11 protein-coding genes are annotated in these 13,369 nt (G+C 39.0%); 1 reads left to right on the top strand and 10 read right to left on the bottom strand.

What is annotated here, in order from left to right; translation table 11 throughout:
- Nucleotides 1-8: 8 nt before the first annotated feature.
- From dnaK to hemW, 4 genes are all read right to left on the bottom strand, one after another.
- A complete protein-coding gene (gene dnaK, locus AZE41_RS09160; RefSeq protein ID WP_067208349.1) occupies nt 9-1,835 on the bottom strand; it encodes a molecular chaperone DnaK in 1,827 nt (608 codons plus the stop codon).
- Between the two features lie 33 nt (nt 1,836-1,868).
- Nucleotides 1,869-2,444, bottom strand: a complete 576-nt coding sequence (gene grpE / locus AZE41_RS09155; RefSeq protein WP_067208347.1) for a nucleotide exchange factor GrpE — start codon at nt 2,442-2,444, stop codon at nt 1,869-1,871.
- Complete coding sequence (gene hrcA, locus AZE41_RS09150; RefSeq protein WP_067208344.1) at nt 2,444-3,493, bottom strand: heat-inducible transcriptional repressor HrcA; 1,050 nt, start codon at nt 3,491-3,493, stop codon at nt 2,444-2,446. The genes grpE and hrcA overlap by 1 nt, the downstream gene beginning before the upstream one ends.
- Before the next feature lie 95 nt (nt 3,494-3,588).
- On the bottom strand, nt 3,589-4,722 hold the full coding sequence (hemW, locus tag AZE41_RS09145) for a radical SAM family heme chaperone HemW (RefSeq protein WP_067208341.1): 1,134 nt from the start codon (nt 4,720-4,722) through the stop codon (nt 3,589-3,591).
- 328 nt (nt 4,723-5,050) lie between these two features.
- On the opposite strand from hemW, the gene norA reads away from it, so the two are divergent.
- Nucleotides 5,051-6,214 (top strand): multidrug efflux MFS transporter NorA, encoded by a 1,164-nt coding sequence (norA, locus tag AZE41_RS09140; RefSeq protein WP_067208338.1) that lies wholly within the window; start codon nt 5,051-5,053, stop codon nt 6,212-6,214.
- 594 nt (nt 6,215-6,808) lie between these two features.
- Here norA and AZE41_RS09135 read toward each other — a convergent pair.
- From AZE41_RS09135 to AZE41_RS23645, 6 genes are all read right to left on the bottom strand, one after another.
- Nucleotides 6,809-7,273 (bottom strand): GNAT family N-acetyltransferase, encoded by a 465-nt coding sequence (locus tag AZE41_RS09135; RefSeq protein ID WP_067208335.1) that lies wholly within the window; start codon nt 7,271-7,273, stop codon nt 6,809-6,811.
- A gap of 625 nt (nt 7,274-7,898) precedes the next feature.
- Nucleotides 7,899-9,671, bottom strand: a complete 1,773-nt coding sequence (locus AZE41_RS09130) for a hypothetical protein (protein ID WP_067208334.1) — start codon at nt 9,669-9,671, stop codon at nt 7,899-7,901.
- 674 nt (nt 9,672-10,345) lie between these two features.
- Nucleotides 10,346-10,885: a DJ-1/PfpI family protein gene (locus tag AZE41_RS09120; RefSeq protein WP_067208332.1), complete on the bottom strand. Its 540-nt coding sequence runs from the start codon at nt 10,883-10,885 to the stop codon at nt 10,346-10,348.
- 275 nt (nt 10,886-11,160) lie between these two features.
- Complete coding sequence (locus AZE41_RS09115) at nt 11,161-11,670, bottom strand: GNAT family N-acetyltransferase (protein ID WP_067208331.1); 510 nt, start codon at nt 11,668-11,670, stop codon at nt 11,161-11,163.
- 294 nt (nt 11,671-11,964) lie between these two features.
- Nucleotides 11,965-12,507 carry a DinB family protein gene (locus tag AZE41_RS09110; RefSeq protein WP_335339519.1) on the bottom strand — a complete coding sequence of 181 codons (543 nt, stop codon included), beginning with the start codon at nt 12,505-12,507 and terminating at the stop codon, nt 11,965-11,967.
- A 298-nt stretch (nt 12,508-12,805) separates the two neighbouring features.
- Nucleotides 12,806-13,072, bottom strand: coding sequence for an N-acetylmuramoyl-L-alanine amidase (locus AZE41_RS23645; protein ID WP_082786543.1), 267 nt, complete (start codon nt 13,070-13,072; stop codon nt 12,806-12,808).
- Nucleotides 13,073-13,369 lie beyond the last annotated feature (297 nt).

Here is a 13,369-nt window from a genome sequence, read left to right as displayed (position 1 = left end):
ATTCTTATTTACTTTTTCTCGTCGATTACATCTTCAAAATCTGCGTCGACTATATCGTCGTCTTTAGGTTCGCCTGCGTTTTCAGCGCCTTCAGCAGATTCAGCTGCAGCTTGTTCATACAACTTCATAGTCATCTGTTGGACAATTTCATCCAATTTTTCTTTTTTAGTACGAATTTCGTCAAAGTCAGCAGCTTCGAGCGCAGTTTTCAACTCTTCTTTTGCTTCTTCGACACTTTTCACTTCTTCTTCTGAAACTTTTCCTTCAAGATCTTTCAATGTCTTTTCAGCCATGAATACAAGTTGGTCCGCTTCATTTTTCAAGTCCGCTTCTTCTTTACGCTTTTGGTCCGCTTCAGCATTTGCTTCAGCATCTTTCACCATACGTTCGATTTCTTCGTCAGTTAGACCTGAGCTTGCTTGAATTGTAATATTATGTTCTTTTTGTGTTCCAAGATCTTTCGCTTTAACAGTAACAATACCATTTTTATCAATATCGAATGTTACTTCGATTTGTGGAACGCCACGTGGTGCTGGCGGAATGTCCGTCAATTGGAAACGACCAAGCGTTTTGTTGTCCGCGGACATTGGACGCTCCCCTTGCAATACGTGAATATCAACCGCTGGCTGGCTATCAGCCGCTGTTGAGAATACTTGTGATTTGCTAGTCGGGATTGTCGTATTACGTTCGATTAGTTTAGTGAACACGTTACCCATTGTTTCAATACCAAGTGATAGAGGTGTTACGTCTAGAAGTACAACGTCTGTAACGTCTCCGCTTAAGATTGATCCTTGAACAGCTGCACCAAGTGCAACTACTTCATCCGGGTTAACACCTTTATATGGCTCTTTACCCGTTTCTTTCTTGATTGCTTCTTGAACTGAAGGAATACGAGTCGATCCACCAACAAGAATTACTTTGTCAATCTCAGATGCAGTAAGACCAGCATCTTTCATGGCCTGACGAGTTGGTACCATTGAACGTTCAACAAGGTGAGCAGTCAATTCATCGAATTTCGCACGTGAAAGTGAAACTTCAAGGTGAAGTGGACCTGCATCTCCTGCTGTAATGAAAGGCAATGAGATTTGTGAAGTTGTTACGCCTGAAAGGTCTTTTTTCGCTTTTTCAGCAGCATCTTTCAAACGTTGCATCGCCATTTTATCTTTCGATAAGTCAACGCCATTGTCTTTTTTGAATTCTTGAACAAGGAAGTCGATGATAACATCGTCAAAATCGTCTCCGCCAAGCTTGTTATCGCCCGCCGTCGATTTAACTTGGAATACACCGTCGCCAAGTTCTAGGATTGATACGTCGAACGTACCGCCACCAAGGTCATAAACAAGAATAGTTTCGTCTTCGTCCGTTTTATCAAGGCCGTATGCCAGTGCAGCTGCTGTTGGCTCGTTGATGATACGTTCTACTTCAAGTCCTGCAATTCTACCAGCATCTTGTGTTGCTTGGCGCTGTGCATCGCTGAAGTAAGCAGGGACTGTAATAACTGCTTTCGTTACTTTTTCTCCGAGATACTCTTCTGCATAGCCCTTCAAATACTGAAGAATCATTGCTGAAACTTCTTGAGGTGTATATTCAGTGTCTTCTGCTTTCACTTTGAAATCTGTTCCCATATGTCGTTTTACAGACATGATTGTGTTTGGGTTTGTGATTGATTGACGTTTTGCTACTTCTCCGACTTGACGTTCGCCGTTTTTGAAAGCAACGACTGATGGAGTTGTACGGTTACCTTCCGGATTTGGAATAACTTTAGGCTCTCCGCCTTCATAAATTGCTACTACTGAGTTTGTTGTCCCTAAGTCAATACCGATAATTTTGCTCATAATCAAATTCCTCCTATATATATGCTACATTTTTTATTCGTTTACTTTAACCATTGCTGGTCTCAATACACGATCTTTCAACATATAACCAGCTTGCATTTGTTCAAGTACGATGCCTGCTGGTTTGTCTTCATCTGAACCCGTCATAATTGCTTGATGGAAATTCGGATCGAACTCCTGATCCAGCGCTTGGATTTCAACAAGACCTTCATCTTCAAGGGCTTGAAGGAATGTACGATAAATCATATCTAATCCCGTCATCATCGTTTGAGCCTCTTCAGTTGTCGCTTCCACAGTAAGTGCCCGTGCAAAGTTATCAAGAACTGGTATTAAATTCGTCACGACGTTCTGTGCACGATACTTCTGTAGCGCTTCTTTATCAAGCGTAGCCCGTCTCTTGAAGTTTTCATAATCTGCTAGAAGTCGAAGTCGTTTATTCTCTTCTTCTTGTAGCTTTTCAGTAAGTTCTTGCACAATTGTCTCTTCCCCGTTTTCAACGATTTCAATCTCCTCAGTATCTTCACCTGATTCGATGATGTCGTCTGTATTATCGGGCGTTTCCATTACTACTTCTTCGTTCTCTTTAAATTCGTCGTTTACATTTGTCATTAGTCGTTCCTCCCTGCTGTTCCGCCGATTGTCAGTCTCGCCAATTCTCTGGACAAATCACTGCTCATTAAATCAAGCATGGTGATAACTCTTGCATAATCCATCCGTTTAGGTCCGATGATAGCGATGGAACCCGTCATATTGTCGCCGGCCGAATATGTCGCTGTAATCACACTACAATCTTCCATCGCATTGTGATTATTTTCAGAACCGATGCGGACATGAATTCCTGTCATACCTTCCTGAAAAAACGTCATTGCTGGTGCGCCCTTGTCCATTAATTCAAAAAATGTTTTCATCTTGTGAATATCATTGAATTCGGGTTGCTTCATCATATTCATTTTGCCGCCAAAAAACAGCCGTTCTTCCGGTTCGATTGAAATCGCCCGTTGGAATGAAGCGAACAAGTCGCCTGCATGGTGGATATGACGTTCCAGCACCATTTGCGTCTCCTGAGCAAGTATCTTCTGAATATGGACAAGCGGAGTACCAATGAGCCGCTCGTTCAGAATGTTTACCATTTTCTCAATATCTGACGCGGTGAAGCCTTCCGGTACATTGAAGAGTCTATTCTCAACACGTCCATTGTCCGTGACAATAATAGCGACAGCTGTCTTCTCATCTAGTGGAACGATTGAAAAACGCTTCACTGCATGTAGCGATGTATCGGGGCCGAGGAGAATCGACGTGTAATTCGTCAAATCAGACAAAATTGTCGCTGACTTTCGTATTAACTCTTCAGTCTCCACAATTTTTTCCCGAAAAACCGAACGCAGGTGAATACTGTCTTCCGTGTTCAACTTTTCTTTTGTTAATAGATTATCTACATAAAACCTGTACCCTTTTTCAGATGGTATTCTGCCGGATGAAGTGTGGGTCTTTTCAAGATAACCCATTTCTTCTAGGTCAGCCATTTCGTTCCGTATTGTCGCAGGACTAAATGGTGCTTCCGGCTTTTTGGATAGCTGCCTCGATCCGACAGGTTGTGCGGATTCGATGAAATCGTCAACCGTCAGTTGCAATATAAGCAATTGTCTGTTCGTCAACATAGTCATCACTCCTGTTAGCACTCTATAACTGCGAGTGCTAATACTACTGATAATTTAACAAATGCAGATCGAAGTGTCAACGAATTGACTCTGGATTATTTAAGAAATTGCTGAAATACATCGTTTCCTCTATAAACACCACGGTGCGTTAACTTAACCGCATCATCCAATCGCTCGACAAGTCCATCTTTAATAAGCGAGTGTAACGTTTCCCCGTAAACCTCTTCAAGTGACCGTCCGAACTTCTCTTGGAATAAAGAGATGGATACACCATTTGATTTGCGTAGGCCAAGAAACATTTCCTCCTCCATTGCTTCGATTGCAGTAACTACATGTGTCTGTTGGACGGGTCGTTCGCCCAATGCTGTTTTCTCCATATATTTCGCAATTGGTCCGATATTGGAATATCGGGTGCCATCTACATAACCATGTGCGCCTGCACCAACACCAGCGTACGTAGCATTTTCCCAATAGATGAGATTATGGATTGATTCGTGACCTGGAATTGCAAAATTACTAATTTCGTAACGTTTGCGTCCTTTACGCTCCATCTGTTCGATTAACATCGTGAACATTTCCGTTTCCATGTCTTCGCCTGGGAGTGGCAATTTGCCTTTATTCATCAAATTATAAAAGACTGTTTTTGGCTCGACAATCAACGAGTACCCTGAATAATGGGGTAGATCGAGGGCAAGTGCTTTATCAAGAGTATCCTGCCATTGCGCGATTGTTTGCCCCGGCAACCCGTAAATTAGGTCGATACTTATATTATCAAATCCGGCTTTTCTCGCTTCTCCTACAACACGTGCAGCGTCGTCTGGACCGTGCGTCCTACCGATTTTTGTCAATAAGTCTGCGTCGAATGACTGAACACCGATGCTCAATCGATCCACGCCGCCATTTTTCAGGACAATCAATTTGCCGAATGTTAGCTCGTCCGGATTTGCTTCCGTCGAAAACTCTTTCAATGAACTGACATCTACATATTCATGGATTATTTCAAGCAACCGTTCAAGCTGTTTTTCAGACAGCGAAGTTGGTGTGCCGCCTCCTAAGAATACCGTTTCCACTTCTTTGAATGAAATACCTTCCTGCCGCATGATCGCCAGTTCCTGACCCATTGATTCGATATATTCATCGACAGGCTGATTTTTGAAAAACACTTTATTAAAATCACAGTAATGACAAATTTGGTGGCAAAACGGAATGTGGATATACATACCCCTCATACCGTCACTTCCTTCCTTTAGTTAACGCCTTGTTCAGGGCTTATGACCCCGAATTCCTACGCCTTAGAGTCTATACATGGAAAAGAAGAGGGCTCGTCGCCCCCTTCTTCATTTATTAATCCTCGTCCATCTCCAAGATAGCAATAAATACTTCTTGCTAATTGGATGTACTAACTTGTATCATACAGCATTATGATGTGTCACACAAAGCTTAAATCCCGTACACGACTACCCATCACTTCAACATATATAGATACCAATTGTAATCGTTATAAAATCAATCGAAAGAAGTGGTTTATAGCAACTTAAATGTAGAGGAGTTTTGTTTATGAAAAATCAAAAAGTCACATTAACTATCTTATTACTGAATTTATTTATTGCCTTTCTTGGTATCGGGCTCGTTATTCCCGTTCTTCCTACGATCATGAATGAGTTAAACATTAACGGGACGGTCGTTGGCTACATGATGGCGGCATTTGCGATTACACAACTTATCGTCTCACCGTTTGCCGGGCGATGGGCTGACAAATACGGTCGCAAAATTATGATCGTGCTTGGCCTGTTTGTATTTGGTTTCTCGGAGTTTTTATTCGGGTTTGGTAAATCCGTTGAGGTACTATTTATCTCGCGCATGCTCGGCGGGGTCAGTGCGGCATTCATTATGCCTGCTGTAACAGCCTTTATCGCAGATATTACAACGAACGCCACAAGACCAAAGGCAATTGGCTATATGTCCGCTGCTATTAGCACTGGCTTTATTATCGGACCTGGGATTGGTGGATTTTTAGCTGAAATTGGTACACGTGTACCATTCTATTCGGCCGGTGTACTCGGAGCGGTTGCTGCGATTCTTTCACTTATTTTATTAACAGAACCCGAACGCGTGGCTGAAGATGCGCCTATCCCAGGACAAAAAACAGGGTTTCGTCGGCTCTTCATCCCAATGTACGCTATTGCTTTCATTTTAATTTTCGTTTTGTCGTTTGGCCTTGCAGCGTTTGAATCATTTTTCAGCTTATTCGTCGACCATAAATTCGGCTTCACGCCAAAAGATATCGCCATCGTCATCACGGGTAGCGGAATTGTCGGTGCTCTTGCGCAACTATTGCTCTTCGATCGCTTATCAAAAAGCATAGGCGAAATTAATCTTATTCGCTACAGCTTAGCTGTATCAGCGATTCTCGTCCTATTGATGACCTTCGTGAGCTCGTACTTCACAATATTACTGACAACATTCTTCCTGTTTGTTGGATTCGATTTAATACGCCCAGCTATTACATCCTATTTATCTAAAATTGCGGGCAATGAACAAGGCTTTATTGGCGGTATGAACTCAACCTTCACCAGTATTGGCAATATCTTTGGCCCGATCATCGGAGGTGTGTTATTTGACATCGACTTAAACTACCCATACTATTTTGCCGCAATCGTATTAGCAATCGGTACGATTATTGCACTATTTTGGAAGAAGCCAAAGCATATAACGTTATAAATTGCATAAAGTGTATTTCTTTAGTAAAAAACAAACGCAAAAGGTGACCGTTCCGTATGGAATGGTCACCTTTTGCTTGAAAATTCTTGTTCGCATCAGGATTTTCTTTATTTCATCTTTTAATCTCTACTACGTTTACCAGCCAAAATTACAACGTCTGCGACGAGATTCTTTACAGTGACATTTCAACTTATCGTCGCGGTCACGGTCACGATTACGGTCACAATGATGTTTATTATCACGATCAGACCTTACTTCACGACATTCACAAATCAACTCTACCCGCCGATTTCGATTTCGATTTTCAAAACACATTTTCTATCCCCCCTTTGTTGTTCTTTAAAGCTGGCCAGCCTTCTACGTATTATATGGACGAGTACGCGTAATGATTGGACGAACCATCTAGTGCAAACGAGTTTTTTTATTTCCAACTCTTATTTATTTTGTTAGAGAAAAGTGAACTATGTGAATACCACTAAAAAGGTGACTGTGTCTTGACTCAAGAAAAAGAGACCCATCCACTATTGAATCTGTGGATGGGTCTCTTTTTCTTTGAATGACTATGGAGGTCCCTTTATACGCTATATAACAACTTTAAATTAACTTTTCCATCGTTATATTCGTAATTTCGTAGCCCAACTTTTCGTATAATCCTCGCGCAGTTTTGTTATGACCAAAAACATGAAGTCCAATCTTTTTCATTCCTAAATCCTTTGCAATACATTCAAGTTCTCGCATTGCTTCCTTACCGTATCCCAATCCTTGATATTGCTCAAAAATATTAAAATCATAGATAAAACCTTCATCCTTATTTGTAGGTGATTTTTGTGCGAGCCAAATCATTCCGACAATCTGTTCGGCGTTAAAGATAGAGAATAAGTAATTAAATTCGGATTTCTCATCTTTTGGCAATAGATCATCAAATGACTGCTTAGATAAATCAATCGCCTCATCTTCCTTCCAATTTCCAGAAGCGACCTTGTCTTTTGCATAGTCATCAATTGCACTACTAATATACTGCTGAAATTCCTGTTGATTCATTGATTTTAAAATAACCACTTGTTTTCCTCCCACTCCGGCGACCTATAGTTAAATACAATGATTATAGGTTACACATATCGCCATCTTTACTTTCATTATACAATTTTTATTAGTACAGATACATCGCATCAATTCAGCCCCTTCCTTACCAACCATCTGTTCTTTTGACTTACCTCTTGCCCTGGTACTCTTCTTGTCTAACTAGCATGCATAAGCATCAGGAAGACCTTTTCAATCATCTCGTTTGATTAATTTCTACAGTCTTTTCCTCCTCAGTTGCAAGAATCTGTACTAAATTGCAGATTGGTATACATCATCTTTCAAAATCCCCCCTCATCCCAATCAACACGGAGTCACCTTTCTCTTTATGCGTCTTATTAGCATGTGGAGGATTCTCTGCCACCTCGGCCTTACTGCCACTGATTACAATTCCGATAGTTCCGTTGTATCAATATTCAGTACCCCTTGGGAACTAATCTGCAATTCTTTCATTCTCATAAAGGTCCCATTTATTAATCAATATCAAACCAGCTAGGTTTTGTATCTTTCAAGGATTTCCCTACCTCATTAATATCACTCAGCTTAGCGGACCACCTTTCCATTCAATAGCCTGTGTCAAATAAGGTATCCGCAATAAACACTCTTAGCAATTTGATGTGAGTCCTCTTTCTAGTAATCCAGCTAAACCATGAATACCTCGATGAGAAGTTTTAGGAGAAATCCGGATATAACCTCGAACTGCAGAAATATTAGCAGGTGTGTTATGTAAGTTGTTGAATTCACCAGTTGCAATTACACGATCATTGATTTCTTTGAATAAATCAGCATCACCATTAGATGCAAATGAGTATAAGAAACCAGTTGGCTCTAGATTATCTAAATTAACTCTATCGACAAAATCAACGAATGTTGGATAAAGTCCATTAGTTTCTGTTGCACTTGCATTCTTAATGTAGTTTTGGAACTGACCAAGATAAGCTGTTAATGCTAAACCATCATCAGACTTAGATGCATGATGCATTGCGATAGGATTGTTAAGTGTTGTGTTACTTAGCTTTCGACGGTACTCATGACCAAGCTGTTTGGCAACTGTGATAGCAGTCCCACTTAATTGAGGTGCAGTAGCATATCGATCAGTTACAGTTTCGGTTCCAGATGCATGTGACAGCCATACTAATGCCATAGACACGTATGAATCGTAACCATTTGAGCCTAAGTAGCCTCTCATATGATCTTGAGAGTAATAAGTATTCCCATCGGTAGTACTTGAAGCGTTCAACTGAGAAACAGAAGATACACCAAGTTCAGTAAGACGAGCCTCAGATATTTGAGAAGAAATAAGAGCGAACGTTTGACTTACACCACCAACCCCAAGAGCAAAACCGATGATCGAGCTGAAAGTTGTTGGATTTCCGATTTTGTTAAGGTAGTCAGGGAATTGTTCGAAGTATTGATTTAATTGACCAGTACGCAATGGTGAGTTTGTAGAAATTCCACTTAACAGTTCAGATGTTTCAATAGTCTTGAGTTGTGACTTTGATTTTCCTAGTCCAACTGCTAAATAATAAGCCAATGAAGCAATGTGCGTGTAGATTGTGTTTAGTACACCAGTTGCTGCTTTGAAACCATCAGTTGTAGAAAGATCTGTAGCAATACCAATATCGAAGATTTGTAAGTCAGAAGAACCGTAGTTCTCTGCTAAACGAGCGATAGTTGTATGTGTAAAATCAAAGTCAGAAGTAGCTTGATTTTTCTCGGTAAATTTAGGGTTTTGAGCATAATAAATTGCGAGCTTTTGGAACATAATTTTTGCCCCTTCTTCTACATGAGTTCGGACTGTAGGGTCTAGGGATGATAGTAAAGTTAAATTAGCTAAGATGTTCGTATATCCCACTAAAATAAGACCAAATCCCGGATCTGTTTCAAATCCACCATCAATATAACCAAGATCTTTTGAGTAGTTATCTAACGTCGGTTCAATAATACCATCTGAAACCGTCGGAGTTGAAAAGTACTTATTGCTTGTAGATACTCCATTGACTATTTCTTTCGAACCCGTAACACCGCTTGTGTTTTTAGTATAGCCAGTGATAGTAGGCGCTAGAGTAATGAAAGTATAAGACTTAGTCCCAACATGTGATCCTACACCAGAGACAGTTTCACCATTAATAATGGCTTCAATCTCTTGAAGGACCCCGGATTTTGTTCCCTTATCAGTAGTTTTTTCGTATAAAGCTGTTAGGAAAATTAATTGATGACCGATACGTTGTAGGGTCAAAGCAAAAAATCCCGTTTCGTTTAAACGTGATTTAAAAATACCAGCTTGTTCATGACGAGCCTGCAACGGTGAAAAGCCTTTTTCAAATTGTTCATCGAATACTTTACGTGACTCTGCAGCTGTTTCAAAATATGTCAAAATAAAATCTCTCCAATTCTATATATATTTTCAGAAGATAAAGTCCATTGCTTGTTTGTATTGAACTTAATTACTTTCAACGATGGCTCGTAGAACCAAAATCGCTTTCCTTTTGACGTTGTAGAAATTTCATTCGTGGATCGTGTAGAAATTCTTCTTCTAGGAATGTTCTGCCCATACACAACCGTTTTGACATTTCATTGATATCCCAAAACCTCGCGATTAGCCTCGTCCATTTTTCCATTCAAGTACTCTCTAATCAGATCCTAGTCAACTTCTACTCTGTCCTTCGCAATCGGCATGCAACCTTCATCTCCTTTTTACCCACGATACAGAATATACGTTCGTATTGCAAGTAAATAAAAAACACCTCGTGAGAGCTGCTTTTTCAGATAAATTTATTTAAACGATTCTAAAATTATTAACTTCATCTTTAGTGATTCCGTTTTCAGAGCACAGCTCATTTATTGCTCCTAATGCCCTAGACTTACTTGACTCGGCCTGATGTTGCGTAATCCAATTATCACTATCCAAGTTAAAAGCTGATTTCAACGATGGCGGTATAATCCTATAAAGCATTAAAATCCCAAATCCTAATTGTGTGTCAAATGGAACAACTTCACCTAAAACTAGTGCTATAGTGATATTTTTTCATTAATTTCAATTTTATTACATTATTCCGAATACCATCTTTTATCAAATTCCAGGTTTAACGCTTTCCCTAAATATTCTCCAAATCTAACAAATCCTCTTCCTCTAGCTGTAATTATGTTACCATCCTGTACTACAATCTGTTCTGAATAATTCTCCAGGTTAAATACACCGGATTTTTCCATGTTTTCTTTTATAATCCCTACAGTATATTTTTTATCTCCTAAAACACCCGCTTTTGCTAATAAGAATGGAGAGCTAGATATACTTGCAATCACCGTTTCTTTAGTAACTACTTGTTTAATGAAATCAACTATTCTTTCTTCTTCATATAGCGACATAATATCCATACAACCTGGTAATAAGAGGCTATCTATTTCTTCGAAATTAATTTCATCAACTGTAGCGTCAGCTACACAAGATAACCCTGACTCACCTTTTATAGGTTGTTTGTTTAATCCAACCGTAATAACTTGTTTTTTTCCTTGCATTAATATAGATAAGGCTACAGTTAGTTCATACTCACTGAACTGTGGATACAATAAAACAGCTGTTTTTTTCACTAAGATTCCTCCTACTTAATATCTCTACTTAACCATACAAAGTATTTTACTTTCATATAAAAGTACACTTTCCTCCTTCAACCAATGGGCAAGTTTGGTGAAGGAGGAGAAGGTTTGGCTACATGAGATCAAACCATAAAACCATCTATTTGATCCTTGAACGGGTTTGTATACGCAATACACAACAGGTTTATACAACTCCGGTTCACGAAAGTCGTCATCCCCTAATTCTCCCTTTAATTAAATAAGAAAAAGAAGTTTGTTTTAAAAAAACATTAAATATTTCGGCAATATCTCAATGAAGTATATCTTTCTCCATCAACAATTCCATGTCCATCAAATTCATGATTAAAAATAAATCCTTTTGCCTCATAGAAAGGAATTCCTTTTTGATTTTCCTTCGCAACGGAAACCCATTGTTCCGTTGCATTAAGCTCTTCTTTTTGTTGTTTGGTAATAGCATCTAATATCATTGTGCCAATACCTTCGTTACGTCTAGCAGGATTTAGATACAATACAAAAACTTCTCCAGAGGTATCCTCAATCATACCACCTCCACCCGCCTCAATCACTTTGTTCCCTTCTATTGCAACAAAATATCCTCCCCATTCCTTACTGGTTTCTAAAACCTCTTTTAGTATTCTTTCATGATTATAAAACTCTTTAATTATTCCTTTGATGTACATTTCAGAATGTGTTTCGCTGTATGTCGCCCAATAACCATCACTACAAACTTTTGATATTCCCTCAACATGATTAGGTTTGGCTTTTATAATATGTATCATAATTAATTCTCCTTTCGAATAATTAACCATCACTATTAAATATAACATTTATTGAATTAACTGCCCCGTCAATTAAAGAAGAACTGAGCTTTGTTCCCTATTCAATCTTATAAATATGAATACCTCTCTATTTCGACATACAAAAAAGCGACCTATCCATAATCAAATCTCCGGGCAGTTCTTATTTAACTCTTCCACAGACAACTGGACAAATAAAAAGACCGTCAATGGACGATCCCCCGTTGTCCGACTAAATCACCCTTTGGTGCAACAAGGTTTAGATTAGGAAACAGTCTAATTATTTAATTTTTCATTTATTTGTTGTACGTGGTGAATATCATGTTTTAAAAAAATTTTTATAAAACATTCTACTGTGAACTGTCGTTTGCCTTTTCCAATTGTAAATCTAACATTACCCTCTTCTTTTGAGATACTTTCGATAAGTTCTTTTCGTGTTACAACGAAAGCACTTATAATAGATTTTACTGATTGGCCACTTAGAAATGATATTGCTTCCGCATTGTGTTGGTCATGGTTTGGATATTCCGGCAAGGTTGCTCCATTTTTCATTTTCGGAACCATTATTTCCAAATTATACTTATCCCAATAATATAAATGCCCTACAATTTCTCTAATCGACCATTTTTTCTTACTAATAGGTTCAAGTAGCTGGGATTCTTGTATATCTTTTAATTTCGAAATGTCATCAATGGTTTTTTCGAATTGGATTAGTGTTTTATTCATTTTTCCTCCTAAGTAAATATTATTTACCTCCCAGAATCCAATTGTACTTGTTGAACAAGAACAGAACAACGTTCTATATTCGTCCTTATCCATACGAATACCTCTTTAATTCGACAAACAAAAAAGCCCCTCGCGAGAGATGCTTTTTTCTGGGTAAAAGATATCAACTTATTTTTTGTCGAATGTTCTTCTTCCAAATAATTATTAATTATTTTCCTATGTTCATCGGAAGTTGATCCGAATTTATTATTAGGAATATTTATAGAAGTTAATATCCCCTCTATTTCTACTACTTCAGACTTTTCGTTGCTATTTTTCAATAAATTCGGCGGTTTCGGGTTATTAAGTTCGGTCAACAACTTAGCAATACGGCTTCAACAGTCTGAGTACCTTACTCGCCGTTGATCCTATGTAGGTATTTCTTGCCACTCCAATCACGATGCCATTTCACACGATCAATTCCCCATCCGTATAGCTTCAAGACTTGAGCGACGTATTCAACAGTATTTTCTTCTGCAGCTAAATACTTCTGTTCACCACTTTCGCTGTAATATATTTCAATTCTGATGGATGCTCGATTGACTTTGCCCTTACCATCCCTTGCATGATAAATACTACGTGTAAAAGGAATGGCTTGTACAGCTTGCTTGTCATCAATGGATACGTGAAAAGCCTACAATTGTGTCATTGCGAGTCATAGATGGCGCTACGTCGTATACATGATCTTTTAAAGCACCTTCTCTAGCTATTTTACCTGACATTCCTTTTTCGTAATTTGTGGAGATTGCTAAACCACAAATGGGATACAAGACCGGATAAAAACGAGATTTTGGAATGATGATTCCACTCCTGGTGCTGCTCCCTTACTTTTGCAAATCCCAGTTTTGACGACAATTAGTGAGTGGCTGCAAAATCACACCTATCTCCTTCGCAATCGCTGCATACTTCATACCGC

Source organism: Sporosarcina psychrophila, from assembly GCF_001590685.1.
In the GTDB taxonomy this organism is placed as follows: Bacteria; Bacillota; Bacilli; order Bacillales_A; family Planococcaceae; genus Sporosarcina; species Sporosarcina psychrophila.
Note: the sequence above shows the minus strand (reverse complement) of the source record. Positions and strands in the feature narration are given on the sequence as shown.

What these genes read in the sequence shown, in the direction of transcription:
- dnaK (WP_067208349.1), bottom strand. Translation starts at nt 1,835, where the DNA reads ATGAGCAAAATTATCGGTATTGACTTAGGGACAACAAACTCAGTAGTA.
- grpE (WP_067208347.1), bottom strand. Translation starts at nt 2,444, where the DNA reads ATGACAAATGTAAACGACGAATTTAAAGAGAACGAAGAAGTAGTAATG.
- hrcA (WP_067208344.1), bottom strand. Translation starts at nt 3,493, where the DNA reads ATGTTGACGAACAGACAATTGCTTATATTGCAACTGACGGTTGACGAT.
- hemW (WP_067208341.1), bottom strand. Translation starts at nt 4,722, where the DNA reads ATGAGGGGTATGTATATCCACATTCCGTTTTGCCACCAAATTTGTCAT.
- norA (WP_067208338.1), top strand. Translation starts at nt 5,051, where the DNA reads ATGAAAAATCAAAAAGTCACATTAACTATCTTATTACTGAATTTATTT.
- AZE41_RS09115 (WP_067208331.1), bottom strand. Translation starts at nt 11,670, where the DNA reads ATGATACATATTATAAAAGCCAAACCTAATCATGTTGAGGGAATATCA.
- AZE41_RS09110 (WP_335339519.1), bottom strand. Translation starts at nt 12,507, where the DNA reads ATGGATAAGGACGAATATAGAACGTTGTTCTGTTCTTGTTCAACAAGT.